Raw genomic sequence first — 25,034 nt, 5'->3', positions numbered from 1 at the left:
TCCATGACAGGCATGGTCCTCAGGCAACCGGATCAGTATCCTAGCACCTCCAAGCCCGCCGACGCTAAGACCACGCGGGCAGTCCTACAGGTTAAACAACGTATGAATGCTCTAGCCCGCCGCGCCGCTGGCCTGTTGCTCAGCACAGTTTGTCTGCCGTTCGCGGCCTTTGCCGCCGATACGCAACCCACCCACGAGTTCATTCTCGACAACGGCCTGAAAGTGGTCGTGCGCGAGGACCACCGGGCGCCGGTGGTGGTCTCGCAGATCTGGTACAAGGTCGGCTCGACCTACGAATCCCCCGGCCAGACCGGCCTTTCCCATGCACTGGAACACATGATGTTCAAGGGCAGCGAGAAGCTCGGCCCCGGCGAAGCCTCGCGCATTCTGCGTGACCTGGGCGCCGAAGAGAACGCCTTCACCAGCGACGATTACACCGCCTACTACCAGGTGCTGGCCCGCGACCGCCTGCCGGTGGCACTTGAGCTCGAAGCCGACCGCATGGCCAGCCTGCGCCTGCCGGCCGACGAGTTCAGCCGCGAAATCGAGGTCATCAAGGAAGAGCGCCGCCTGCGCACCGATGACCAGCCCAACGCCAAGGCCTTCGAGCTGTTCAGCGCCATGGCCTTCCCGGCCAGCAGCTATCGCACCCCGACCATCGGCTGGATGGCTGACCTTGACCGCATGAAGGTCGAGGAGCTGCGCCACTGGTACGAGTCCTGGTACGTGCCGAACAACGCCACCCTGGTGGTGGTCGGCGATGTCACCGTCGATGAGGTCAAGGGCCTGGCCCAGCGCTTCTTCGGCGCCATCCCGAAACGTGCGGTGCCACCGGCCAAGCTGCCGCTGGAACTGGCCAAGCCTGGCCTGCGTGAAACCACCCTGCATGTGCAAACCCAGCTGCCGAGCCTGATCTACGGCTTCAACGCCCCGGGCCTGTCCACTGCCAAGGACCCGCGCACCGTGCACGCCCTGCGGCTGATCTCGGCGCTGCTCGACGGCGGCTACAGCGCTCGCCTGCCGAGCCGCCTGGAGCGCGGCCAGGAGCTGGTTTCCGGCGCCTCGTCCAGCTACAACCCGTTCACCCGCGGCGATAGCCTGTTCCTGATCTCGGCCACGCCGAACCTGCAGAAGCACAAGACCCTGGCCGACGTCGAAGCCGGTATCTGGAAGCTGCTCGACGAGCTCAAGACCACCCCGCCCTCGCCTGAAGAGCTTGAGCGCGTACGTGCCCAGGTCATCGCCGGGCTGGTCTACGACCGCGACTCCATCAGCAGCCAGGCCACCGCCATCGGCCAGCTGGAAACCGTCGGCCTGTCGTGGAAACTGATCGACAGTGAACTGGACGAGCTGAAAAGCGTGACGCCGGCCGATATCCAGAACGCCGCCCGCACCTATTTCACCCGTGAACGCCTGAGCGTTGCCCATGTACTGCCCGAGGAGAACGCTCATGAGTGAACGCAGCGCACCCCGCTACACCCTGATCGGCCTGGGCCTGCTGTTGCTGATCGGCCTGCTGGCATTCTTCCTGGCCAAGCCTGCGCAGTCGGATAACGCCGCGCAACCGGCCACCAGCACCGCAGCCAAGCCGGCCAATACCCTGCAATCGCTGGCCGAGCTGGACGGCAAGGCGCCAAGCCGCCGGCAACTGAACATCCAGACCTGGAACACCGCCGAAGGCGCCCGCGTGCTGTTCGTCGAAGCCCGCGAGTTGCCGATGTTCGACCTGCGCCTGACCTTCGCCGCCGGCAGTAGCCAGGACGGCGATGCCCCGGGCCTGGCGACCCTGACCAACGCCATGCTCAACGAAGGCGTGGCCGGCAAGGACGTCACCGCCATCGCCGAAGGCTTCGAAGGCCTGGGCGCCGACTTTGGCAACGGCGCCTACCGCGACATGGCTGTAGCCTCGCTGCGCAGCCTGAGCGCCGCCGACAAACGCGAGCCGGCGCTGAAGCTGTTCGCCGACGTGGTCGGCAAGCCAACCTTCCCGCAGGACGCCCTGACCCGCATCAAGAACCAGATGCAGGCCGGCTTCGAGTACCAGAAGCAAAACCCGGGCAAACTCGCCAGCATCGAGTTGTTCGAGCGCCTGTACGGCAACCACCCCTATGCTCACCCAAGTGACGGCACCGCCAAGAGCATCCCGCCGATTACCCTGGAACAACTGCGTGCCTTCCACGCCAAGGCCTACGCCGCTGGCAACACGGTGATCGCCCTGGTCGGTGATCTGAGCCGCAGCGAAGCTGAAGCCATCGCCGCGCAGGTCTCCTCGGCCCTGCCCAAAGGCCCGGCCCTGGCCAAGCTGGCCCAGCCAAGCGAGCCCAAGGCCGGCGCCAACCACATCGATTTCCCGTCCAAGCAGACCCACCTGATGCTCGCCCAACTGGGTATCGACCGTAACGATCCGGACTACGCCGCGCTGTCGCTGGGTAACCAGATCCTCGGCGGCGGCACCTTCGGCACCCGCTTGATGAGCGAAGTGCGCGAGAAGCGCGGCCTGACCTATGGCGTGTACTCGGTGTTCAGCCCGATGCAGGTGCGTGGCCCGTTCATGATCAACCTGCAGACCCGTGCCGAGCTCAGCGAGGGCACCCTCAAGCTGGTCCAGGACATCCTCGCCGACTACCTCAAGAGCGGCCCGACCCAGCAAGAACTGGACGACGCCAAGCGTGAACTGGCCGGCAGCTTCCCGCTGTCCAATGCCAGCAACGCCAGCATCGTCGGCCAACTGGGCGCCATCGGCTTCTACAACCTGCCACTGACCTGGCTGGAAGACTACATGCAACAGTCCCAGGCGCTGACCACCGAACAGGTCAAGGCTGCGCTGAACAAACACCTGGCCGCTGACAAGATGGTCATCGTCACCGCCGGGCCAAGCGTGCCGCAAAAACCCTTGCCGCCGCCCACTGACAAACCCGCCGAGCAACCGCTTGGCGTACCGGAGCACTAATGGCCAGTCCATCCGCAAAACCGGCCAAGCCGCACCACGGCCAGGGCCAACTGCGCATCATTGCCGGCGAATGGCGTAGCCGGCGCCTGAGCTTCCCTGACGCGCCGGGCCTGCGCCCGACCCCGGACCGGGTCCGCGAGACCCTGTTCAACTGGCTCGCCCCGTACATCGAAGGGGCCAAGGTGCTCGACGCCTACACCGGCAGCGGTGCGCTGTACCTCGAAGCGCTGTCCCGTGGCGCGGCCGAGTCCGTGGCCCTGGACAGCAACCCGGCGGCCATCGCCAGCCTGCGGCAGAATCTGGAAACCCTGCGTTGCCCACGCGGCCAGGTGATCCAGACCGACGCCCAGCGCTACCTGCAGGGTGAACCGAAGCTGGCCTTCGACCTGGTGTTCCTCGATCCGCCGTTCAACCAGGGCCTGCTGCCCACCACCTGCGCCTTGCTTGAAGAGCGTCAGTGGCTGGCCGAGAGCGCCTGGATCTACACCGAGAGCGAAACCCCGCCATCGACCCTGCAACTGCCCGGCAACTGGCGCTTGCACCGGGAGAAGAAGGCCGGCCAGGTGTACTACGCACTCTGGCAGCGCGGCTGAGCAGTCACCACGACCCGGCCGCTGCCGGGTCGTGCGCGCTAAATATCTAACGCCTTTCATCTCCACGCTTGCCTGATCGTGTGCCTTGTTTTCAACCACAAGGATCACTGTCATGGATCGACGCACCTCCCTCAGGAGCAGCCTGCTCGGCCTGTTTCTGCTATCAGGCCAGGCCCTGGCCGAACCCTCCATTCGCCATGAGTTCACCCTCGACAACGGCCTGCACGTAGTCATCAGCGAGGACCGCCGGGCTCCCGTGGTCACCACACATATGCTGGTCAAGGTGGGTTCGAGTCACGAATACCCCGGGCAGTCCGGTTTGTCCCACGCCCTCGAACACCTGCTCTACCGAGGCAGTGCCAAGACCGCCCCAGGTCAGCTCTCACAGATCATCGAGCGCCTGGGCGGCGAGGACAACGCCTACACCATCCGTGACTTCACCGTGCATCATCAGACGCTGCCCAGTGATCGGCTGGCTGTAGCGCTGGAGCTCAATGCCGATCTGCTCAAAGGCGCAGTGCTGAGCGAACACGAGTTCGTGCGCGAAATCGAAGCGGTCAAGGCTGAGCGGCGAGAGAATGTCGATGACGATCCATTGCAAAGGCTCTTCGAGCAACTGCAGGCCATTGCCTACCCGCAAAGCAGCTATCACACCCCGGTAATCGGCTGGATGAGTGATCTGCAGCGCATGCACAACGATGAACTGCACGCCTGGTATCGCACCTGGTATGCACCCAATAATGCGACGTTGATCATCGTCGGCGATGTGCAGCGCGATGATGTAAAACGACAGGTTGAAAAGTACTTTGCAGGCTTCCCTCGCCAGGACCTGCCAATCAGCAAAAAACCCCTTCAAGTCACTGCGCCAGGACAACGGCAGGTTACGGTGCATGATGATTTCAGCACGCCAACGCTGATCATGGCCTTCAACGTGCCGACCTACGCCACCGCTGAATCGGCAGATGACGTGCATGCCTTGCGCCTGCTCTCGGCATTGCTGGGCTCAGGCCTGAGCGCCCGCCTCAGTACCAGGCTGGAACGCCAACAAACACTGCTATCGCATCCCGAAGTCAACTATGGGCCGGTGGCCAGGGGCGATAACCTGTTCGAAATCCAGGCCTCTATCAACACCGCCCACCCCAGACCGCTGGCCGAACTGCAAGCGGCTATCTGGGCAGAACTGCAGGCACTGAAAAAGCGTCCTCCCGAACCTGTCGAACTTGCTCGGGCGCGGGCACTGCTGCTGGCCGAAAATACCTTTGCCCGCGATTCCCTCGAAGGCCAGGCCAGCGATATAGCCGCCATGCTCGGCAGCGGCTTGCCAGCCTCTCAGTTGGACAATGACGCAACCGACCTACAGCGAATAACCTGCGAACAGATTCAACAGGTCGCCAAAACCTACTTCACCCGCGAACGACTCGCGGTCGCCTACCTGCAGGCCAAGGAGGCCGATGATGAATAAGCTCAAACGTTACCTTTTGCCTGCCCTACTGGTGATGGCATCCGCCACTTCCCACGCCCAGAGCCAAAGCGCTCCACTTGAACTGGAATCCCTGAAAACCACCGGGACACTGGCAATCAACCCGCAATTGCCGATCGAATCGTGGCAGACACCTCAGGGCAGCAAAGTCCTGTTTGTGCGCAACAACCAATTGCCGATGTTTGATCTTCAGGTTGTATTTGCCGCTGGCAGCGCCCGCGATGATGGTGCCGCCGGCCTGGCGCAACTCACCCTGAGCATGCTCGATGAAGGCACCGTCGAGCGCGATGCCTTGCAGATCGCCGAGGACTTCGACGAAGTGGGTGCGATATTCAACAAGCAGGCACTGCGAGACAGTGCAGCCGTAACCCTGCGCAGCCTCAGTAGCCAAGAGCAGAGAAGCAAAGCCGTCGGGTTGCTGGCAGAAGTGCTCGGCAAACCCCAATTGGCCGAAGACAAGCTGCCGCAGATCAAGGATCAGCTCACCAGCCTGCTCACACAACGCCAGCAGCACGCGACTTACAAGGCCCATGACCTGCTCTACCAACATGCATTCGCTAATCATCCCTACGCGTCGAACAGCATCGGCACCGTGCAGGCTATCGAATCGCTGACCATTGCCGATGTACGGGCCTTTCACCAAAGCGCCTTCAGCGCGGGCAATGCCCTGATAACCCTGGTGGGCGACCTTTCGCTCGAGCAGGCCGAGGCTATCGCGAGTCACATATCGGCAGCGTTGCCCCAGGGGCCGGCACTCTGGCCATTACCCGTGCCAGCGTCCTTCGAGCCCGAGATTTACCACCTTGAACATCCAGGCACCCAGGCGCTCTTGTTGTTCGCCATTCCCGGCATCAATGCCCGAGATCCAGATGCGCCCGCGCTGACGCTGGCCAACCTGATATTAGGTGGGCCCGGCGCAACTTCGCGGCTGTTCAATGAACTGCGCAGCCAACGCGGATTGACCTACGCTGCCAGCTCAAGGCTGATCCAGCACCCTGCCAGCGGTATCTGGACCTTTACTACTCAGGTTCAGGCCAGGTATCGCGATGCCACAATGGCGTTGCTGGAGCAATTGCTTACAGACTATGCCGTTCAGGGCCCAACTGCGCAGGAGTTCGAAGATGCGAAGCAGAAACTACGCGGCAACTACCTGCTGGGCTCGGTGAGCAACCAGCAGATCAGCGATATCCTGCGCTTCACCGGCTTCAACCAGTTACCACTGGATAGCCGCCAGGCTTTTCTCAAGAAGGTCCAGGCCTTGACCCTGGACCAGCTGAAAGTCGCATTGAAAAATCACCTCAAGCTCGACAAGCTGGTGCAAATCAGTGTCGGCCCAACGGTCGAACAGGACGCCTTGCCTGAATCCAAACCTGCAACCGGCTGATGGTTTCAAGCAAGTGTCAGTAACCGGACATACACTTATCTGAAATAGATTTGCGAGTAATACACGATGTCGCCCTCAGCCCCCAGCCCCTTCAAACCTGCCCTGGGGCTGGGCAATCCGCATTTGCAGACACTCTGGGGGCCGCTGTGGCGCAAGTCGGCGGCCCTGAGCCGTCAGCGCGAACGTCTATGGCTCGCCGATGGCGACTTTCTCGACCTCGACTGGCATGGCCCACATGAAGCAACAACGCCAGTGGTGCTGGTACTGCACGGGCTGACCGGCTCTTCCAACTCACCGTACGTCATCGGTATCCAACAGGCCCTGGCCGACTGCGGCTGGGCCAGCGTGGCGCTGAACTGGCGCGGCTGCTCGGGGGAGCCCAACCTGCTGCCACGCAGCTACCACTCCGGCGCCAGCGAAGACCTGGCCGAAACCATCGACCACCTGCGTGCGCAGCGCCCGCAAGCTCCGTTGTACGCCGTCGGTTATTCGCTGGGCGGCAATGTACTACTCAAGCATTTGGGTGAAGCCGGCTCGGCCAGCCAATTGCAGGCGGCGGTGGCGGTATCGGTACCGTTTCGCCTTGACCAGTGCGCCGACCGCATCGGCCTGGGTTTTTCCCGGGTGTACCAGGCGCATTTCATGCGCGCCATGCTCGCTTATGTGAAGGACAAGCAGCGCCACTTCCAGCATCACGGCCACCACGAAGGGCTCGCCGCGCTGGAGCGCCTGGGGCCGCTGGAAAATCTGCGCACCTTCTGGGATTTCGACGGCCGGGTGACCGCACCGCTCAATGGCTTTCGCGATGCCAAGGATTACTACCAGCGTGCTTCCAGCCGGTATTTTCTGGGCGAGAACCGCACGCCGACGCTGATCATCCATTCCATCGATGATCCGTTCGTGTTCGCCCATAGCTTGCCAGCGGCCAATGAACTGGCGGCGCAGACCACCTTTGAGCTGCATGCACGGGGCGGGCATGTGGGCTTTGTCGATGGCAGCGTGCGCAACCCGGGGTATTACCTGGAGCGGCGGATTCCGCAGTGGCTGGCGATAAATAGAGCTGGCTGAAAAAGCATCGCCGGCAAGGCCGGCGAAAGGCTGCATTGCAGCCCAACAAGGGCTTACTCAGTCGCCGGTGGCCACCGCCCGTTTGGAGTCGGTAATCCACTCACTCCACGAGCCTGCATACAGCTTGCCCAGCGGATACCCCGCCAGCGCCAGAGCAAACAGGTTGTGGCAAGCCGTCACCCCCGACCCGCAGTAAGCGACCAGTTGCTCTGGCGAACGCTTGTCCAGCTTCTCGGCAAAGCGCTGCTTGAGCTGCTCGGCCGGCAGAAACCGCCCGTCGGCGCCCAGATTGTCGGTAAAGGCCGCGCATTGTGCACCGGGAATATGCCCGGCCACCGGATCGATTGGCTCGACCTCGCCGCGAAAACGCGGCAGCCCACGGGCATCAATCAACGTAAGCTCCGGCTGGCCCAGGCGCTCGCCCAACTGCGTGGCATCCAGTACCAGGCTATCGTCCGGCTCGCCGCTGAAGTTACCTTCGCGCTTGACCGGCGGGTCGAGGCTCAGCGGCAGCCCGGCCGCATGCCAGGCTTTAAGACCGCCATCGAGGATGAATACACCACTGCGCTTGCCCAACCAGGCCAGCAACCACCAGGCCCGGGCCGCGAAGGCGCCCGGACCATCGTCGTACAGGACAATCTCACTGTCGTTATCGATACCCCAGGCCCGCAGCCGTCCGATCAGGTGCTGCGGCTCCGGCAGCGGATGGCGCCCGGTCACGCCCTTGGTGACCGGCCCACTGAGGTCGCGCTCAAGGTCGGCAAAGTGCGCCCCGGCAATATGCCCCTCGGCATAGCTGCGCTGACCATAATCGATGTCTTCCAGGGCAAAACGGCAATCGAGAATCACCAGCGCCGGCGCCTCCAGGCGTTCGGCCAATTGCTGGGCGGTGATCAGTTGCGCGAGGGGCATGACAGTCTCCTGAACGATTGAACGGGTAAGGCCTGGGCGTTATTGCTCCAGTGCCTGGTCAAGCGAAACGTAGAACTCCTGGCACAAGGCATCCACAGCGGGGCGCGCCTTGGCGGTGACAAAGCCGAGCTCCAGCACCAATACCTGATAGACACCACGCTTGAAGGCTTCTTCACTCAAATGCGTTGAAATTTCGCGAGTCGTGCAGAGAAAACGCACCCAGGATGTGAGAACAATCCAGGCATTGAGGGTCAGCGACTCGATCTGCACGCTGTCCATCTCAACGATGCCGGCCTCGACAAAGCCGCGATAGATCGCCTGGCCCTGCAGCAGGCAACGCTGGGAAAAGCGCCTATATCGCGCAGCCAACTCTTTGTCGCTGTCGAGCAGATGCTCAAGGTCGCGGTGCAGAAAGCGGTAGTTCCACATCGCCGCCAGCAGCGCCTTGAGGTAGAAGCGCTTGTCCTCGACCGTCGCCTGACGCCCTTGCGGCGGGCGCAGGAAGCTTTCCACCAACTCTTCATACTGGGTGAAGAGCACGGCGATGATTTCCTGCTTGTTGGCAAAGTGGTAGTACAGGTTGCCGGGCGAGATTTCCATGTGCGCGGCAATGTGGTTGGTGCTGACACTGCGCTCGCCCTGCTGGTTGAACAGCTCCAGGCTGTTCTGCACGATGCGCTCGCGGGTCTTGATACGCGGGGCCATGATCAATTCCAGGCGTTGAGCTTGAATGTATAGGTCCATCTTACGGTGTATCCACACCGGTATGTACCTGCAGACGCTGTGAAAAACAGTCGCACAGGGCACATATTAGAGTATATGCTCTAGAAAACCTGCCTTGCCGTGGAGTTTCGCATGCTCGCCGACGCTACCCGCTCTTTGCCGCTCACCGAATTCGATGCCCTCGACGCGCTGTTCGCCGCCCAGCGCCAGGCCTTTGCCGGTAACCCCATGCCCTCGGCGCCGCAGCGCCGGCAATGGCTGAAAAGCTTGCGCGAAGCCCTGCTGGAGCAACAGGACGCGTTGGTTGCAGCGATCAGCGAGGACTTTTCCGGGCGCAGTGCCGACGAAACCTTGCTGGCCGAACTGATGCCGAGTATTCAGGGCCTGCGCCATGGCGAAAAACACCTCAAGCAGTGGATGAAAGCCTCGAAACGCAAGGTCGGCCTGGCCTTCCAGCCGGCCAGCGCCAAGGTGCAGTACCAGCCGCTGGGCGTGGTCGGCATCATCGTGCCGTGGAACTACCCGCTGCTTCTTGCCATCGGCCCGCTGACCTGCGCCCTGGCCGCCGGCAACCGGGTAATGCTCAAGCTCAGCGAAGCCACGCCAGCCACCGGCCTGCTGCTCAAGCAGTTGCTCGACAAGGTATTCCCCGACGACCTGGTCAGCGTCGTGCTGGGTGAAGCCGAGGTTGGCCAGGCCTTCTCGCGGCTGCCGTTCGACCACCTGTTGTTCACTGGCGCCACCAGCGTCGGCCGCCAGGTAATGCTTGCCGCCGCGCAGAACCTGACCCCGGTGACCCTGGAGCTGGGCGGCAAATCGCCAGCCATCGTCTCTGCCAGCGTGCCCCTGGCCGATGCCGCCGAACGCATCGCCTTCGGCAAGACCCTCAATGCCGGGCAGACCTGCGTGGCCCCCGACTACGTGCTGGTGCCGCGCGATCGTCTCGACGACTTCGCCCATGCCTATCGCAATGTGGTCCGGCGCTTCTACCCGACCCTGGCCGACAACCCGGACTACAGCGCGATCATCAACCCACGCCACCTGGCCCGCCTGCAGAGCTACCTGGAAGACGCCCGTAGCAAGGGTGCCGAAATCATCGACCTGTACCCCGAAGAACCTCGCCAGGGCCGCCGCCTGCCGCCACACCTGCTGCTCAAGGTCAGCGACGAGATGCGTGTGATGCAGGACGAAATCTTCGGCCCATTACTGCCACTGGTGCCCTACGACAGCCTCGACCAGGCGCTGGCCTACATCAATCAGCGCCCGCGCCCGCTGGCGCTGTATTACTTCGGCTACGAACGCCGCGAACAACAACGGGTGCTGGAGCAGACCCACTCCGGCGGCGTGTGCCTCAATGACACGTTGCTGCACGTCGCCCAGGACGACCTGCCATTCGGCGGCATCGGCCCGTCGGGCATGGGCCATTACCACGGTCATGAAGGCTTCCTGACCTTCAGCAAGGCCAAGGCGGTACTCGCTAAGCAGCGCTTCAACGCCGCGCGGCTGATCTACCCGCCCTACGGCAAGACACTGCTCAAGCTGGTGTACAAACTGTTCATTCGCTGAAAACCACCCTCGGGCCTGATAACAATGACTACAAGCCTGCCTGTACCCCCCGCGCTCAGCCGGCGCGGGCTGCTCAAGTTCAGCCTCGGCGCCAGCGCTTTCCTCGCCACCGCCGGGCTGGGTGCCAGCCTTGCCGGCTGCTCGGCGCAATCACCGGCGCATGGTTTCATCGCCCTGCGCCAGAACGACCTGGCCATTGTTCAGGCGCTGATTCCGGTCGTGCTTGCCGGCACCGAGGCGGCTGATAGCGGCGCAGCCTTGCTGCACAGGCTGGACAACAAACTTGCCGCCCTGTCGCCGGCCATGCTCAAGCTGACCCGGCAACTGTTCGACGTGCTCGCCATGGCGCTGACCCGTGGGCCGTTGACCGGCATCTGGGGTAGCTGGGACAACGCCAGCAGCGCGCAGATCCAAGCCTTTCTGCAACGCTGGCAGGACAGCTCGCTGAATCTGCTGCGCATGGGCCACGCCTCGTTGCTGCAGCTGCTGCACATGGCCTGGTACGAGTTGCCGGAATCCTGGGCCCATTGCGGCTACCCCGGCCCGCCCAAGGTTTGATCCACCCATAACAACAAGAGGCTGAAGATGCCCGTACCCGACCTGTTTCGCGACGGCCTTGGCCGTGGCTGGAAAACCCGTGACGCCTCGCGCCTGGACCAGGACCTGAGCCTTGAAACCGACATCGCCATCATCGGCAGCGGCGCCGGCGGTGCCACCAGTGCCGAACTGCTCAGCGCCGCCGGCTTCAGGGTGCTGCTGATCGAGGAAGGCCCGCTGAAAACCAGCAGCGACTTCCACATGCTCGAAGACCAGGCCTACGCCAGCCTCTACCAGGAAGGTATCGGGCGCATGAGCAAGGATGGCGCCATTACCATCCTGCAAGGCCGCGCGGTCGGCGGCACGACCTTGATCAACTGGACCTCGAGCTTTCGCACCCCTGAACCGACCCTGGAGCACTGGGCCAGGGAACATGGCGTTAAGGGCCTGAGCAGCGCCGAACTGGCGCCGTGGTTCGCGCGCACGGAACAACGCCTGGGCATCGAGCCGTGGATCATGCCGCCCAACGCCAACAACGAGGCGCTGCGCCGCGGCTGCGAAGCGCTGGGCTACACCTGGAAGGTGATCCCGCGCAACGTGCGCGGCTGCTGGAACCTGGGCTATTGCGGCATGGGCTGCCCGGTCAACGCCAAGCAGTCGATGCTGGTCACCAGCATCCCGGCGGCCCTCGAGCACGGCGGCGAGCTGCTCTACCTGGCCCGGGCCGAGCGCCTGGAACACAACGGTGAACAGATCAGCGGCCTGCAGTGCGTGGCCATGGACTCACGCTGCGTCGAACCCACCGGCCGGCAAATCCGGGTCAAGGCCCGGCATTACATCCTCGCCGGCGGCGGCATCAATAGCCCCGGCCTGCTGCTGCGCTCGGACGCCCCGGACCCGCATGAACGCCTGGGCAAGCGCACCTTCCTGCACCTGGTCAACTTCAGCGCCGGGCTGTTCAAGGAGCCGGTCAACCCGTTCTACGGCGCACCGCAGTCGATCTACTCCGACCATTTCCAGTGGCGCGACGGCGTCAGCGGGCCGATGGGCTACAAGCTTGAAGTACCGCCCCTGCACCCGGCGCTGGCCAGCACCCTGCTGGGCAGCTTCGGCAAGGAAAACGCCCTGCGCATGGCGCAATTGCCGCATACCCACGTGATGCTCGCCTTGCTGCGCGACGGTTTTCACCCCGACAGCGTCGGTGGCGAGGTGCAGTTGCGCGGCGATGGCTCGCCAGTGCTCGACTACCCGGTTTCGCCCTATGCCTGGGACGGCGTGCGCCGGGCCTTCCAGAGCATGGCCGAAATCCAGTTCGCCGCCGGCGCCGACAGCGTGATGCCGGTGCACAGTGATGCCCGCCAGGTAAAAACCCTGGCCGAAGCCCGGCAGATGATCGACGGCCTGAACCTTGAGCTGTTTCGCACGCGCCTGGGCAGCGCCCACGTCATGGGTGGCTGCGCCATGGGCGAGGACCCGCGCCAGGCGGTATGCGACAGTCTGGGACGCCATCATCAGCTGGCCAACCTGTCGATCCATGACGGCTCGCTGTTCCCCACCAGCATCGGTGCCAACCCGCAATTGTCGGTGTATGGCCTCAGTGCACGGCTCAGCGATGCCCTGGCCGAGCGTCTGGCGCCTGGCAGATGACAACAAATGGCCGCACTGTCTATAGTGCCTTCAGCGTGGACGGGTGACTTGGCCGACCGCCACTGCTGCGATACCATCCGACTCCCCAACGCACTCCTGCCAGGACGACGCGATGAACCGAGTGTTGTACCCAGGTACTTTCGACCCTATTACCAAGGGCCATGGCGATCTGGTCGAGCGTGCCTCGCGGCTGTTCGACCAAGTGATCATTGCGGTCGCCGCCAGCCCGAAGAAAAACCCCCTGTTCCCAATGGAGCAACGGGTGGAACTGGCTCGCGAGGTCACCAAGCACCTGCCCAATGTCGAAGTCATCGGCTTCTCCACCTTGCTGGCGCATTTCGCCAAGGAACAGCAGGCCAATGTGTTCCTGCGCGGCCTGCGGGCTGTTTCGGACTTTGAGTACGAATTTCAGCTGGCGAACATGAACCGCCAGCTGGCCCCCGACGTCGAGAGCCTGTTCCTCACCCCCTCGGAGCGCTATTCGTTCATTTCCTCGACCCTGGTCCGGGAAATCGCGGCGCTGGGCGGCGACATCAGCAAATTCGTCCACCCGGTGGTGGCCGAGGCCCTGACCGAACGCTTCAAGAAGTGACATCGGCGATTTGACCATGGCGCCCGCGTGCACTGCGGGCGCTAATGCGGCACAATTATGCCCATTGGTTTTCAAATGCCCGGGTGCTGAGCCCTGGCCGGAGTCCCCATGTCCCTGATCATCACCGACGACTGCATCAACTGCGACGTCTGCGAACCCGAGTGCCCGAACGCCGCGATCTCTCAAGGCGAAGAGATCTACGTGATCGACCCTAACCTGTGCACCCAGTGCGTCGGCCACTACGACGAGCCGCAATGCCAGCAAGTCTGCCCGGTAGACTGCATTCCTCTGGATGAAGCGCATCCGGAAACCGAAGAGCAGCTGATGGAAAAATACCGCCGAATCACCGGCAAGGCCTGATGCCGTTCGTCGCCCGGCTCGTACCGCTGGTCCTTGGCATCGCCCTGGCGCTGGGCGCGGTTTGTGCCCAGGCCCAAGGCCCGGGCCGCGCCGCGATTGCCACGCCGCATGCCCAGGCGACCGCGGCTGCGCGGGAAGTGCTTGAGCAAGGCGGCAACGCCTTTGATGCAGCCATTGCAATCAGCGCCGCGCTGGCGGTGGTCGAGCCCTATGGCTCGGGCCTTGGTGGCGGCGGCTTCTTCCTGTTGCGCGAAGGCAAGACACCGGCCCGCTATGCCTTTATCGATGCCCGCGAGCGGGCACCGGGCAAGGCCAGCGAAGCCATGTACCTCAAGGACGGCAAGGTCCAGCCCGGGTTGTCGATCAATGGCCCGTTGGCAGCGGCGATTCCCGGCTTGCCGGCAGCGCTCGCCGATCTTGCCGCCCAGTACGGCAAGCTGCCGCTGAAAAGCACCCTGGCACCGGCCATTCGCCTGGCCAACCAGGGTTTTGCCGTCGACCGCATTTACCGCGACCGCGCCCAGATGCGCCTGAGCGCCCTGCGCGATGATCCGGAAAGCGCCCGACTGTTCCTCATCAACGGTGAAGTCCCGGCCCTTGGCGCGCACATCCGCCAACCAGAACTGGCCATCACCCTTGAGCGCATCGCCTATCAGGGCCGCGACGGTTTTTATGCCGGCCCCACCGCTCAGGCCATGGTTCAAGGCGTACAAGCGGCGGGTGGCATCTGGAGCCTGGATGACCTGGCCAATTACCGCACGGCCAAACGCGAGCCGCTGCGTTATCAGCTGGCCGATCAACGCGAACTGATCAGCGCCCCACCGCCCTCAGCCGGTGGCGTGGCCCTGGCCCAGAGCCTGGCAATGCTCCAGCGCCTGCCTTGGCAAAGCGCCGAACCGGTGCAGCGCAGCCATTACGTGCTGGAAGTATTGCGCCGGGCCTACCGCGACCGCGGCCTGCTCGGCGATCCGGACTACGTCGCCAACCCGCTGCCACAACTGCTCGCACGCCATTACCTGACGGGCCTGGCCGACAGCATCGACGTGCACCAGGCCACGCCCAGCAGCAGCCTGCCGCCCGCCCCGGCCTGGCGCGAAGGCGATCACACCACCCACTTCGCGGTGATCGACGCCGACGGCAATGCCGTGGCCGCGACCTTGTCGGTCAACCTGCCATTTGGCGCAGCGTTTAGCGCCCCCGGTACCGGCGTGGTGCTGAACAACGAAATGGATGACTTTGCCGCCGACCCTCGTGGCAGCAACAGTTACGGCCTGGCTGGCAGCCAGGCCAACGCCGTGGCCGCCGGCAAACGGCCGCTGTCGAGCATGAGCCCGAGTTTTATCGAGAGCCCGACCCAGTTCGCCGCGTTCGGCACGCCGGGCGGCAGCCGTATCCCGAGCATGGTGCTGTTGTCGATGCTGGGGTTTCTTGAGGGCAAGCCGGTTGCCAGCTGGCCGGCGGTGCCGCGCTATCACCACCAGTACCTGCCCGATGTGGTCGAGCACGAGCCGGGGGCGTTCAGCACCGGGCAGCAGCGTGAACTGCAGGCACGCGGCTACCAGCTCAAGGACCTGGGGCGGACCTACGGCAATCAGCAAGTACTGTACTGGGACAAGGCCGGGCAAACCCTCGAAGCCGCCAGCGACCCCCGCGGCGTGGGCGCCGCGCAGGTGCTCAGCCCGCGCTAAACACCTTCACTTCTGGCAGCGTAGGCAGAAGACGCTGGCGCGCTGGCCGAGCTTGACCTCACGCAGGATGCTGCCACACACCTTGCACGGCTCTTCCCCACGCCCGTAGACGAACAGTTCCTGCTGGAAGTAGCCCGGCTGGCCGTCGCCACCGATAAAGTCGCGCAAGGTGGTGCCGCCGCGCTCGATGGCGCAGGCCAGGATGCGTTTGATCTCGATCGCCAGCTTCAGGTAGCGCGCCCGGGAAATGCTCCCGGCTTCGCGGCGCGGGTCGATGCCGGCAGCGAACAGCGCTTCGGTCGCATAGATATTGCCAACCCCGACCACCACCGCGTTGTCCATGATGAACGGCTTGACCGCCATGGACTTGCCCCGCGACAGCTGGAACAGTCGCTCGCCATCGAACAGATCGGTCAAAGGCTCCGGGCCGAGCTTGATCAGCAGCTCGTGATTGAGCGGATCAAGGCTCCACAGCATCGCCCCAAAGCGCCGCGGATCGGTGTAGCGCAGCGCCAGGCCCGACTCCAGTTCGATATCCACATGCTCGTGCTTGGCCGCCGGCAAGCCGATCTCGACCAGGCGCAAATTGCCGGACATGCCCAGGTGGCTGATCAAGGTGCCGACCTCGGCATTGAGCAGCAGGTACTTGGCGCGCCGCTCGACCTTGACGAAGCGTTGCCCGGACAGGCGAATGTCGAGGTCCTCGGGGATCGGCCAACGCAAGCGCCGCTCACGGACGATCACCCGGCTGACCCGCTGGCCTTCCAGGTAAGGCGCGATGCCGCGCCGGGTGGTTTCGACTTCTGGCAATTCCGGCATGGATCAGTGACCGCCCAGTTCGCGAATAGTCTGCTTCAGACTCTCAAAGTCATACTCGGACAAGCCGACATAATCGAGCACCAGGTGCCCGACGGTATTCCATTCGTGGTCCACGCTCTGGTTGCCCAGGACTCGGTACGATGAACAGATATGCTCGGCCATCTTCAGGATCGCCAGCAGATTCTTCAGTTGGCTATTGCGCGCCGAGTCATCGCTGAACACCGCCAGGGCGTTGTGATGGTTGGCGATGGCATTGCTCAGGTGTTCCGGCAGGCGCCACGACTTGGCAGTGTAGTAACCGACCACCGCGTGGTTGGTGTTGAACACCTGGTTCTCGGTGTCGACCACCCGGTGTTCGGCACCGGCGCTGGCATAGGCATCCTCGAGCACGCTCATGTACTCGGGAAAGCGCTTGAGCATCAGCGGCACGCCGCAATCATGGAACAGGCCCAGGGCATAAGCTTCGTCCACCGCCTGCGAGCCGATGCGCTTGGCCAGGGTCAGGCAGGTCATGGCCACGTCCTGGGCGGTATCCCAGAACCGATTGAGGGTGACGATGGTGTCGTCGCTCATCTCGCCCTTGATCGACTGGGCGTTGATCAGGTTGATGATCGAGCGGCTGCCAAGCAGGTTCACCGCGCGCTGGATCGAGGCGATCTTGTTGCTCAGGCCGTAATACGGCGAGTTGACCAGCTTGAGCAACGCACCGGACAGGCCCGGGTCCTGGGAGATCAGCTTGGCGATCACCTCCAGGTCAGGGTCGGGCATGTATTGCTCGAACTGCAGGTCAACCATGATCTGCGGCTGCGGCGGGACGCTGATGCCTTGCAGGGCGTTCTGGATCTGTTCGGCGGAGAGTTCCTGGGACATAAGTACACACTCGGGGCTGAGCGGCGATTCTAACCCGATCGTACTGGCCAGGGGTGAAGCGAAAGGCCATCGCTCTGTTGCAATTTGTCGCTATTCCCCATCGACGCGCCAGGCATCGGGTTATAATCCCGCTCTTTTTTCCCGGAGCGACGTCATGTCCCTGCCCAGCCTTCGTCTTAAAGCCAATGCCGACCGCCGCCTGCGCGCCGGCCACCTGTGGGTCTACAGCAACGAAATCGACGTCGCCGCGACCCCGCTGCATGGCTTCAAGGCCGGTGACCAGGCGATCCTCGAAACCGCCGGCGGCAAGGCCCTTGGCGTCGTCGCCATGAGCCCGAACAACCTGATCTGCGCCCGCCTGCTGTCGCGTGACGCCAAGCTGGCCCTGGACAAATCGCTGCTGGTGCACCGCATCAACGTTGCCCTGTCGCTGCGCGAGCGCCTGTTCGACAAGCCGTTCTACCGCCTGGTGTACGGTGATTCCGACTTGCTGCCGGGCCTGGTGGTCGATCGTTTCGGCGACATCCTGGTGGTCCAGCTCGCCTCGGCGACCATGGAACAGCACAAGGACGACGTGGTTGCCGCGCTGGTTCAGGTGCTCAAGCCGACCGGCATCCTGTTCAAGAACGACTCGGCCGCGCGCGATGCCGAAGGCCTGGGTCGTTACGTCGAAACCGTGTTCGGCCTGGTGCCGGAGTGGGTGGCTCTGGAAGAGAACGGCGTGAAGTTCGAAGCGCCGGTCATGGAAGGCCAGAAGACCGGCTGGTTCTACGACCACCGCATGAACCGCGCGCGCCTGGCACCGTACGTCAAAGGCAAGCGCGTGCTCGACCTGTTCAGCTACATCGGTGGCTGGGGCGTACAGGCCGGTGCCTTTGGCGCCAGCGAAGTGTTCTGCGTCGATGCCTCGGGCTTTGCCCTGGACGGCGTCGAGCGTAACGCCGGGCTCAACGGCATTGCCGAGAAGCTGACCTGCATCGAAGGCGACGTGTTCGAAGCACTGAAAGAGCTCAAGGCCTCCGAAGAACGTTTCGACGTGATCGTGGCCGACCCGCCCGCCTTCATCAAGCGCAAGAAGGACCTGAAAAACGGCGAAGGTGCCTACCGCCGCCTGAACGAACAGGCCATGCGCCTGCTGACCAAGGACGGCATCCTGGTCAGTGCATCCTGCTCGATGCACCTGCCGGAAGACGACCTGCAGAACATCCTGCTGACCAGCGCCCGCCACCTGGACCGCAACATCCAGCTGCTCGAGCGCGGCGGCCAGGGCCCGGATCACCCGGTGCACCCGGCGATCCCGGAAACCCGCTACATCAAGAGCATCACCTGCCGCCTGCTGCCTAACAGCTAAGGCGCGGTGCAATAAAAAATCCCGGCCTGGTGCCGGGATTTTTTTCGCCTGTAATACGCTAGCGGTTGGGCTGCCAGGTCAGATCGACGCCATCGAGGGTCAGTGTCTTGTAGCGCGGCATCACCGGCTTCATCTGCCCATGGCGGATCAGCTGAACCAGTCGCTCGGTGTTATCGCGAATACTGTGCAGGCTACCGACTTCGCGCCATTCCCCCTTGCCCTCGCGGGCAAACAGGAAAACGCTGGATGCGTAGGTGTGCCGCGGGATCATCAACACTTCGTTGCGCCCGTCGCCATCCATGTCCACGCCCCACAGAAAACAGCCCCTGCCAGAGCATTGAGTCTCGGCCATGCCCATCTTGGCGAACGCCTCGCTGCCAGGCTGCTCGGGGCCCAACCATTCCAGTGTCGGCCCGCGATTGTCTTCGCCATACCGCGAGTGGGACTCATCCATGATCCACTGCAGTCTCTTGCGGCCTTCAGCGTCGAACAGCTCGTCAGTCTTGAGCCGCTCTTCCAGCGCCGTGAACGCCTCACGCCCCGGCTTGCCCAGGCTGTGATACAAGGTTCTGGCATCGAATTCCTGGATGGCGGTACGCCCGCTAAGCAGGCGCTCGACCTGGTTGTTGGCACTGAGCTGCAAAGGGTTCAGCAGTGGCGTATAGAACAGCACCACCAGCACCGCGCTGAGCAGGGCAATCCACGGGTTACTGACTCGCAGGCTATTGAGCCAGCCCTTGCGCGAGGCGAACACCGCCCACAGAGCAGCAAGGCTGTGCACCTGCATCACGCCGATCAACAACAGGGCGAGGATACGCTCAGGCGTCAGGCCGTACTGATTCACCCGCAACCAGCTTGAATAGCCCGCCAGCGCCACCAGCACCGGCAAGCACAGCAAGCAGGCCTCGACCAGGCGCTTGAGCACGCCCGGATAGGGATTGGCCTGATGGCCATCCTGGAACACGCCGTTGACCAAAAACAGGTTGATGGCCACCAGCAACAACAGGATGGTGGTCGAGTAGCCGGTATTCCAGATCGGCTGCAACCCGGTAAACGGCAGCATCAGGCTGAACAGTACGGCGATCAGTGCGCTCAGTGGCAGCAACACACGACACAGGGTCAATAGCACGCCGCGCAGCAGGCCGATGACTTTTTCGTTCTCCAGGCCCATGCGCATCCCCAGGGAGAACACTACCGCCAGACCGATGCGCACTACTGGCGCCGAGGTCAGCACGTCTTCGACCTGGGGGATGCCGAGCATCAGGAACAGGCGTCCGCACAACCACAGCAGCAGCCAGAACAACAGGGTGAACAGCAGTGCCAGGAGGACGATGAAGATGTTGTTCCAGGCATGCCGGAACAGGTCTTCATAGCGCAGCCGCAGGCCTTCGCGGGTCGGCCAGCTGAGGATGAAGGCGGTGCCGATGTAGGTCACGGCAACCGCAGCCACCCATGAGCTCTGCCAGACCCAGCCCAGGGTGTCCTGACTGAAGGTCCAGCTGCTGATAAAGCCGATCAGCAGCGTCAGGCCCAGGACCAGCCAACCGGTACCGCGTTGCAACACCGCACTGCCGAGCAGTTGCAGGTTGACCCCGGCCACCAGCACGGCGGCGCACAGGCCAAATGGCAGCCCGGCGATATCGATCTGGATGTGCCTGGCGTAGAGGAACACCAGGCCTTGCAGCAGGCCAATGGCCAGGTAGAACAGTAAAGATCGACTTATCGCAGGCATTGCAAATCCTTTTGGCCAGTGGGGTGCGAAGCGTGCAAGTCTACCCAAAGCCTGGCAGCCGACGCCAAGGCCTTTACCTTGCGGGCTGTACTAACGGCCAATTATCACAACGCCATTCCCTCAAGGCCGCAGCGGTGTAGAATCGGGCTATTCATCGCCAGTCATCCCCGGCGGGTTTATGAGCTCTGGCCGAGCGCACGGCGATCCCGCGGCGATCTCGGCTTCATCCGTACCAGCGGCCACCTGCCTTCGGTGCAAAGGACAAGAGAAGCTCACTCCCCTTTTTGTTACCTGATTAGCCGCCAGGAGTGCTTCATGCCTGATTACCGCTCGAAAACGTCCACCCACGGCCGCAATATGGCCGGCGCCCGCGCCCTCTGGCGTGCCACCGGGATGAAGGACGAGGACTTCAAAAAACCGATCATCGCCATCGCCAACTCCTTCACCCAGTTCGTCCCGGGCCACGTGCACCTGAAGGACCTGGGCCAGCTGGTGGCCCGCGAGATCGAACGCGCCGGTGGCGTGGCCAAGGAGTTCAACACCATCGCGGTCGACGACGGCATCGCCATGGGCCACGACGGCATGCTCTATTCGCTGCCCAGCCGCGAGATCATTGCCGACTCGGTCGAGTACATGGTCAACGCCCACTGCGCCGACGCCATCGTCTGCATCTCCAACTGCGACAAGATCACCCCTGGCATGCTGATGGCCGCCCTGCGCCTGAACATTCCGGTGATCTTCGTTTCCGGCGGGCCGATGGAAGCTGGCAAGACCAAGCTGGCCAGCCACGGCCTGGACCTGGTCGATGCCATGGTCATTGCCGCCGACTCCACCGCCAGCGATGAAAAAGTCGCCGAGTACGAGCGCAGCGCCTGCCCGACCTGCGGTTCGTGCTCCGGCATGTTCACCGCCAACTCGATGAACTGCCTGACCGAAGCCCTGGGCCTGGCCCTGCCGGGCAACGGTTCGACCCTGGCCACCCACAGCGACCGCGAGCAGCTGTTCCTGCAGGCCGGGCGCACCATCGTCGAGCTGTGCAAACGCTACTACGGCGACAACGACCAGAGCGTGCTGCCGCGCAACATCGCCAACTTCAAGGCGTTCGAGAACGCCATGATGCTCGACATCGCCATGGGCGGTTCGACCAACACCATCCTGCACCTGCTGGCCGCCGCCCAGGAAGCCGAGATCGCTTTCGACCTGCGCGACATCGATCGCCTGTCGCGCAAAGTGCCGCAGCTGTGCAAAGTGGCGCCGAACATCCAGAAGTACCACATGGAAGACGTCCACCGCGCCGGCGGCATCTTCAGCATCCTCGGCTCGCTGGCCCGCGGCGGCCTGCTGCACACCGACCTGCCGACCGTGCACAGCCCGAGCATGGAAGAAGCCATCGCCAAGTGGGACATCACCCAGACCAACGACGAAGCGGTTCACCACTTCTTCAAGGCGGGCCCGGCGGGTATCCCGACCCAGACCGCATTCAGCCAGTCGACCCGTTGGCCGACCCTGGATGATGACCGTGAAAACGGCTGCATCCGCAGCGTCGAGCACGCCTACTCGCAAGAAGGCGGCCTGGCCGTGCTGTACGGCAATATCGCCCTGGACGGCTGCGTGGTGAAAACCGCCGGCGTCGACGAGTCGATCCACGTCTTCGAAGGCAACGCCAAGATCTTCGAAAGCCAGGACAGCGCCGTGCGCGGCATCCTTGCTGACGAAGTGAAGGCAGGTGACATCGTCATCATCCGCTACGAAGGCCCGAAAGGCGGCCCGGGCATGCAAGAGATGCTCTACCCGACCTCGTACCTCAAGTCCAAGGGCCTGGGCAAAGCTTGCGCCCTGCTCACCGACGGCCGCTTCTCGGGCGGCACCTCGGGCCTGTCGATCGGCCACGCTTCGCCAGAAGCCGCAGCCGGCGGCGCCATTGGCCTGGTGCAGGACGGCGACAAGGTGCTGATCGACATCCCCAACCGCTCGATCAACCTGCTGGTCAGCGATGAAGAGCTGGCCGCACGCCGGGTGGAACAGGACAAGAAAGGCTGGAAACCGGTCGAAGCACGGCCACGCAAAGTGACCACTGCGCTCAAGGCCTACGCCCTGCTGGCGACCAGCGCCGACAAGGGCGCGGTACGCAACAAGGCACTGCTGGACGGGCTGTAAGCAGAAAAGCATCGCGGGGCAAGCCCGCTCCCACAGGTGTGGGAGCGGGCTTGCCCCGCGATGGCCTCAACTCAGTACTTGGCCCGTACAGTAAAGGTCAGGTTGCGCGGTTCGCCATAGAAGTTCGACCCCCACGAACTGTCCACCCGCTCATAGTACGTACGATCGAACAGGTTATTGGCCGTCAGCGTCGCCGACAGGTTCTGGTTGAATTTGTAGCCCATCTGGGCCGTGGCGATGCTGTAGCCGCCCTGGACGAAGTCCACGTCACGCTTGTAGTAGGTGGCACTCACTGCCCGCACCCCGCCACCGACGCTGAAGTCCTTCAGCGGGCCATCGGCAAATTCGTAGCGCGTCCACAGGTTGAAGTTGTGCTTGGGGGTGATGGTGGTGCCCTGGTTGGTGTCTTCGCCACTCAGCGACTTGAGCAGGGTGAAGGCGTAGCCGGTGCTGATGCTCCAGTTGTCGGTGAGGTTGCCGCTCAGCTCGGTTTCCCAACCCTGGCTGCGAATCTTGCCTTGCGGCTCGTAGTACTGGTTGTTGGCCACCAGCTCGGCGCGGTTCTCGTCGTAGATGCGAAACAGCGCCACGCTGCCATTCAAGCGGCCATCGTAAAACTCACGCTTGAGGCCGATTTCGTACTGTTTACCTTTGCGCGGGGCGATGGTCTGGCCACCGGCATCCACATCGGTCTGCGGCTTGAACACGCTGGTGTAGCTGGCATAGGCCGACAGCTCCGGCGTCAGCTTGGCCACCAGCGCCCCGTAGGGAATGACCTTGCGGTTGATGCTGGTCTCGGTGCTGTTGAAGTTGTTGAAGAAGGCGTTGGCGTTATGCGCATCGCTTTCGAACCAGGTCACCCGGCTGCCGAGGATTACGTCCAGCCAGTCGGTGGCGCTGATCTTGGTGCGGGCGTAGAGGCCGTACTGGTGCGATTTCGACCAGTTGCCGTTGTCCATTTCGTACTTCTGCTTGGGGATATTGATGCTGCCCGGGTCGAACACGTTGGTGTCGAAGTATTCACCACCGCCATAGGTGAAGTCCTTGTCCAGGTGCTGGTATTCAGCCCCCATGGTCAGCTCGTGGGTACGGCCAAAGGCTTCCACCGGCAAGGTCACGAAGCTGTCCAGGCCCAGGGTCTTGATGTGGGTGTAGTAGGAGTAGGCCACCGCCGAGCTGGCGCCGGTGTCCGGGTCGACCGCACCGTCGCTCCAGGTGAAGTTGCGGGTCGGGGTTTCAGCATCGCGGTAGGTCAACGAGGTCTTGAACTGGCCACCGTTCTCCAGGGCGTGATCGACTTCGAAGAAGCTTTCCCAGACGTGCTCGTCCAGTTCGTTCCACTTGGCATCGACGAAGGTCGAGCGCTTGACGTCCAGCAGCTTGCCGCTGGCGTAAGCCGGCAGGCCGAACGCCGGAGTAGAACGGTTCTTCTGATAGGCGCCGCCCAGCGACAGGGTAGTGTCCGGGGTCACGTCGTATTCCAGCCGGCCATACACCATTGGCCGCTCGTTCTGGGCGTAATCGACGAAGGACTTGTTGTCCTCATAAGCGGTAACGAAGCGCCCGCGCAGGCTGCCGTCGCTGTTGAGCGGGCCGGTGATGTCCACGGTCGAGTGGTAGTGATCGTAGGAGCCTGCCGACAGCTCGCCACTGAGGGCGAACTGACCGAGGGCGCGCTTGCGCACCAGGTTGATGGTGCCGCCGGGCTCACCGGCGCCCTGGTACAGGCCGGAGGGCCCGCGCAACACTTCGACGCGGTCGAACATCGCCAGGTCGAAGCTGGTCATCAGGTCGCCCTGGCCAGTCATTTGCGAGACGCCGTCGACCTGCACCTGATCGACCAGGAAGCCGCGCATGTACACATCATTCAGACTGGAGCCGGAGTTGTAGCTCTTGATCGTCGCCCCGGTGACCTGGCGCATGGCGTCCTGCAGGCTGTTCATGTTCTGGTCGTCCATACGCTGACGGGTGACGACCGACACCGACTGCGGAATGTCCTTGAGCTTTTGTTCGCCCTTGCCGATGGTCAGCGCACCGGTTGTGTAGGACTGGCTACCTTCGGTGGTAGCGCCCAGCACCTTGCCGCCGACCATGGTCGCGCCCAACTGCAACGCGGTGTCTTCGCCCTGGCGTTTTTCCAGGGTTACGCTATCGCGATCGATGTAGGTTGCACTCAGGCCAGTGCCGGCCAGTAGCTGGGCCAGGGCCTGGTCCTGTGGATAACTGCCGCTCAAGCCCGGGGAGCGCAGGCCTTGAGTGACCTCGGCGCCCACCAGCACCTGCACCCGGGTTACCGCACTGAAGGCCGCCAGCGCCGCATCCAGCGATTGCGCCGGGATCTCGAAGCGATAGGCCTGCGCTTGCGCGGTAGACGCGGCCAGGGTCGGCATTGCCAGCGTGCCGCAGCCCAGGGCAATGGCCAGGCTCAGCAGGGTCGGCACGCCGGGCAGGCGCCGGGTGGCGGTGGTGTGTTCCATCAGTGGTGCTCCCCAGAATCGTCGAAGTCGTTAAGTGGCGCCACACTGTCTGAGAGTGCTTATTATTTGCGCCTACGAGATCAAGGACGTCAGCTGCTGGGGAAACCCTGAAACTTTCGTAAGAAATT

The 25,034-nt window shown here is 63.2% G+C and carries 20 protein-coding genes; 14 read left to right on the top strand and 6 right to left on the bottom strand.

Features of this window, described 5'->3' with window-relative positions; translation table 11 throughout:
• The first annotated feature begins 102 nt into the window (after positions 1–102).
• From BV82_RS01945 to BV82_RS01920, 6 genes are all read left to right on the top strand, one after another.
• Entirely contained in the window at positions 103–1,458 is a 1,356-nt protein-coding gene (locus BV82_RS01945; RefSeq protein ID WP_036995393.1) for a M16 family metallopeptidase, read from the top strand.
• Complete coding sequence (locus BV82_RS01940) at positions 1,451–2,950, top strand: M16 family metallopeptidase (RefSeq protein WP_010222188.1); 1,500 nt, start codon at positions 1,451–1,453, stop codon at positions 2,948–2,950. Before BV82_RS01945 ends, BV82_RS01940 begins: the two co-directional genes overlap by 8 nt.
• Positions 2,950–3,543 (top strand): 16S rRNA (guanine(966)-N(2))-methyltransferase RsmD, encoded by a 594-nt coding sequence (gene rsmD, locus BV82_RS01935; RefSeq protein WP_010222187.1) that lies wholly within the window; start codon positions 2,950–2,952, stop codon positions 3,541–3,543. The genes BV82_RS01940 and rsmD overlap by 1 nt, the downstream gene beginning before the upstream one ends.
• Positions 3,544–3,646: 103 nt before the next feature.
• Complete coding sequence (locus BV82_RS01930; RefSeq protein ID WP_374045259.1) at positions 3,647–5,005, top strand: M16 family metallopeptidase; 1,359 nt, start codon at positions 3,647–3,649, stop codon at positions 5,003–5,005.
• On the top strand, positions 4,998–6,407 hold the full coding sequence (locus tag BV82_RS01925) for a M16 family metallopeptidase (RefSeq protein WP_010222185.1): 1,410 nt from the start codon (positions 4,998–5,000) through the stop codon (positions 6,405–6,407). Before BV82_RS01930 ends, BV82_RS01925 begins: the two co-directional genes overlap by 8 nt.
• A gap of 66 nt (positions 6,408–6,473) precedes the next feature.
• Complete coding sequence (locus tag BV82_RS01920) at positions 6,474–7,475, top strand: hydrolase (RefSeq protein ID WP_036995392.1); 1,002 nt, start codon at positions 6,474–6,476, stop codon at positions 7,473–7,475.
• A gap of 57 nt (positions 7,476–7,532) precedes the next feature.
• Here BV82_RS01920 and BV82_RS01915 read toward each other — a convergent pair whose 3' ends face one another.
• Positions 7,533–8,387: a sulfurtransferase gene (locus BV82_RS01915; RefSeq protein ID WP_010222183.1), complete on the bottom strand. Its 855-nt coding sequence runs from the start codon at positions 8,385–8,387 to the stop codon at positions 7,533–7,535.
• A 39-nt stretch (positions 8,388–8,426) separates the two neighbouring features.
• Complete coding sequence (locus BV82_RS01910) at positions 8,427–9,092, bottom strand: TetR/AcrR family transcriptional regulator (protein WP_010222181.1); 666 nt, start codon at positions 9,090–9,092, stop codon at positions 8,427–8,429.
• Positions 9,093–9,242: 150 nt separating this feature from the next.
• Between BV82_RS01910 and BV82_RS01905 the strand changes: the two genes are divergently transcribed.
• The 6 genes from BV82_RS01905 (at position 9,243) to ggt (ending at position 15,500) form a co-directional block, all read left to right on the top strand.
• On the top strand, positions 9,243–10,676 hold the full coding sequence (locus BV82_RS01905; RefSeq protein ID WP_036995391.1) for a coniferyl aldehyde dehydrogenase: 1,434 nt from the start codon (positions 9,243–9,245) through the stop codon (positions 10,674–10,676).
• A gap of 24 nt (positions 10,677–10,700) precedes the next feature.
• Positions 10,701–11,234: a hypothetical protein gene (locus BV82_RS01900; RefSeq protein WP_010222179.1), complete on the top strand. Its 534-nt coding sequence runs from the start codon at positions 10,701–10,703 to the stop codon at positions 11,232–11,234.
• Between the two features lie 27 nt (positions 11,235–11,261).
• Complete coding sequence (locus tag BV82_RS01895; RefSeq protein ID WP_036995390.1) at positions 11,262–12,860, top strand: GMC family oxidoreductase; 1,599 nt, start codon at positions 11,262–11,264, stop codon at positions 12,858–12,860.
• A 112-nt stretch (positions 12,861–12,972) separates the two neighbouring features.
• Positions 12,973–13,452 (top strand): pantetheine-phosphate adenylyltransferase, encoded by a 480-nt coding sequence (gene coaD, locus BV82_RS01890; RefSeq protein WP_010222177.1) that lies wholly within the window; start codon positions 12,973–12,975, stop codon positions 13,450–13,452.
• 108 nt (positions 13,453–13,560) lie between these two features.
• Positions 13,561–13,812, top strand: a complete 252-nt coding sequence (locus BV82_RS01885) for a YfhL family 4Fe-4S dicluster ferredoxin (protein WP_010222176.1) — start codon at positions 13,561–13,563, stop codon at positions 13,810–13,812.
• Positions 13,812–15,500, top strand: a complete 1,689-nt coding sequence (gene ggt, locus BV82_RS01880; RefSeq protein WP_036995389.1) for a gamma-glutamyltransferase — start codon at positions 13,812–13,814, stop codon at positions 15,498–15,500. The genes BV82_RS01885 and ggt overlap by 1 nt, the downstream gene beginning before the upstream one ends.
• A 6-nt stretch (positions 15,501–15,506) precedes the next feature.
• Here the strand turns inward: ggt and mutM are convergent, their stop codons facing one another.
• Together mutM and BV82_RS01870 are read right to left on the bottom strand one after the other, a co-directional pair.
• Positions 15,507–16,319 carry a bifunctional DNA-formamidopyrimidine glycosylase/DNA-(apurinic or apyrimidinic site) lyase gene (mutM, locus tag BV82_RS01875; RefSeq protein ID WP_010222174.1) on the bottom strand — a complete coding sequence of 271 codons (813 nt, stop codon included), beginning with the start codon at positions 16,317–16,319 and terminating at the stop codon, positions 15,507–15,509.
• A 3-nt stretch (positions 16,320–16,322) separates the two neighbouring features.
• Positions 16,323–17,189, bottom strand: coding sequence for an HDOD domain-containing protein (locus BV82_RS01870; RefSeq protein ID WP_010222173.1), 867 nt, complete (start codon positions 17,187–17,189; stop codon positions 16,323–16,325).
• Between the two features lie 154 nt (positions 17,190–17,343).
• On the opposite strand from BV82_RS01870, the gene BV82_RS01865 reads away from it, so the two are divergent.
• Positions 17,344–18,540, top strand: a complete 1,197-nt coding sequence (locus tag BV82_RS01865; RefSeq protein ID WP_010222172.1) for a class I SAM-dependent rRNA methyltransferase — start codon at positions 17,344–17,346, stop codon at positions 18,538–18,540.
• A 58-nt stretch (positions 18,541–18,598) separates the two neighbouring features.
• Here the strand turns inward: BV82_RS01865 and BV82_RS01860 are convergent, their stop codons facing one another.
• The gene (locus BV82_RS01860; RefSeq protein WP_036995388.1) at positions 18,599–20,272 is read right to left on the bottom strand and encodes a DUF4153 domain-containing protein; all 1,674 of its coding nucleotides are present in this window, start codon (positions 20,270–20,272) and stop codon (positions 18,599–18,601) included.
• Positions 20,273–20,587: 315 nt separating this feature from the next.
• On the opposite strand from BV82_RS01860, the gene ilvD reads away from it, so the two are divergent.
• A complete protein-coding gene (gene ilvD, locus BV82_RS01855; protein WP_010222169.1) occupies positions 20,588–22,429 on the top strand; it encodes a dihydroxy-acid dehydratase in 1,842 nt (613 codons plus the stop codon).
• Between the two features lie 71 nt (positions 22,430–22,500).
• Here ilvD and BV82_RS01850 read toward each other — a convergent pair whose 3' ends face one another.
• Positions 22,501–24,906, bottom strand: a complete 2,406-nt coding sequence (locus BV82_RS01850; protein WP_036995387.1) for a TonB-dependent siderophore receptor — start codon at positions 24,904–24,906, stop codon at positions 22,501–22,503.
• Positions 24,907–25,034 lie beyond the last annotated feature (128 nt).

The organism is Pseudomonas donghuensis (assembly GCF_000696345.2).
Taxonomy (GTDB): domain Bacteria; phylum Pseudomonadota; class Gammaproteobacteria; order Pseudomonadales; family Pseudomonadaceae; genus Aquipseudomonas; species Aquipseudomonas donghuensis.
Note: the sequence above shows the minus strand (reverse complement) of the source record. Positions and strands in the feature narration are given on the sequence as shown.

Excerpts from the sequence above, each read along its gene's own strand:
- BV82_RS01895 (WP_036995390.1), top strand. The coding sequence starts at position 11,262 with ATGCCCGTACCCGACCTGTTTCGCGACGGCCTTGGCCGTGGCTGGAAA.
- BV82_RS01905 (WP_036995391.1), top strand. The coding sequence starts at position 9,243 with ATGCTCGCCGACGCTACCCGCTCTTTGCCGCTCACCGAATTCGATGCC.
- BV82_RS01910 (WP_010222181.1), bottom strand. The coding sequence starts at position 9,092 with ATGGCCCCGCGTATCAAGACCCGCGAGCGCATCGTGCAGAACAGCCTG.
- BV82_RS01870 (WP_010222173.1), bottom strand. The coding sequence starts at position 17,189 with ATGTCCCAGGAACTCTCCGCCGAACAGATCCAGAACGCCCTGCAAGGC.
- BV82_RS01945 (WP_036995393.1), top strand. The coding sequence starts at position 103 with ATGAATGCTCTAGCCCGCCGCGCCGCTGGCCTGTTGCTCAGCACAGTT.
- BV82_RS01850 (WP_036995387.1), bottom strand. The coding sequence starts at position 24,906 with ATGGAACACACCACCGCCACCCGGCGCCTGCCCGGCGTGCCGACCCTG.
- rsmD (WP_010222187.1), top strand. The coding sequence starts at position 2,950 with ATGGCCAGTCCATCCGCAAAACCGGCCAAGCCGCACCACGGCCAGGGC.
- BV82_RS01925 (WP_010222185.1), top strand. The coding sequence starts at position 4,998 with ATGAATAAGCTCAAACGTTACCTTTTGCCTGCCCTACTGGTGATGGCA.
- BV82_RS01915 (WP_010222183.1), bottom strand. The coding sequence starts at position 8,387 with ATGCCCCTCGCGCAACTGATCACCGCCCAGCAATTGGCCGAACGCCTG.
- BV82_RS01860 (WP_036995388.1), bottom strand. The coding sequence starts at position 20,272 with ATGCCTGCGATAAGTCGATCTTTACTGTTCTACCTGGCCATTGGCCTG.
- coaD (WP_010222177.1), top strand. The coding sequence starts at position 12,973 with ATGAACCGAGTGTTGTACCCAGGTACTTTCGACCCTATTACCAAGGGC.
- ggt (WP_036995389.1), top strand. The coding sequence starts at position 13,812 with ATGCCGTTCGTCGCCCGGCTCGTACCGCTGGTCCTTGGCATCGCCCTG.
- mutM (WP_010222174.1), bottom strand. The coding sequence starts at position 16,319 with ATGCCGGAATTGCCAGAAGTCGAAACCACCCGGCGCGGCATCGCGCCT.
- BV82_RS01900 (WP_010222179.1), top strand. The coding sequence starts at position 10,701 with ATGACTACAAGCCTGCCTGTACCCCCCGCGCTCAGCCGGCGCGGGCTG.
- BV82_RS01920 (WP_036995392.1), top strand. The coding sequence starts at position 6,474 with ATGTCGCCCTCAGCCCCCAGCCCCTTCAAACCTGCCCTGGGGCTGGGC.
- BV82_RS01865 (WP_010222172.1), top strand. The coding sequence starts at position 17,344 with ATGTCCCTGCCCAGCCTTCGTCTTAAAGCCAATGCCGACCGCCGCCTG.
- ilvD (WP_010222169.1), top strand. The coding sequence starts at position 20,588 with ATGCCTGATTACCGCTCGAAAACGTCCACCCACGGCCGCAATATGGCC.
- BV82_RS01940 (WP_010222188.1), top strand. The coding sequence starts at position 1,451 with ATGAGTGAACGCAGCGCACCCCGCTACACCCTGATCGGCCTGGGCCTG.
- BV82_RS01885 (WP_010222176.1), top strand. The coding sequence starts at position 13,561 with ATGTCCCTGATCATCACCGACGACTGCATCAACTGCGACGTCTGCGAA.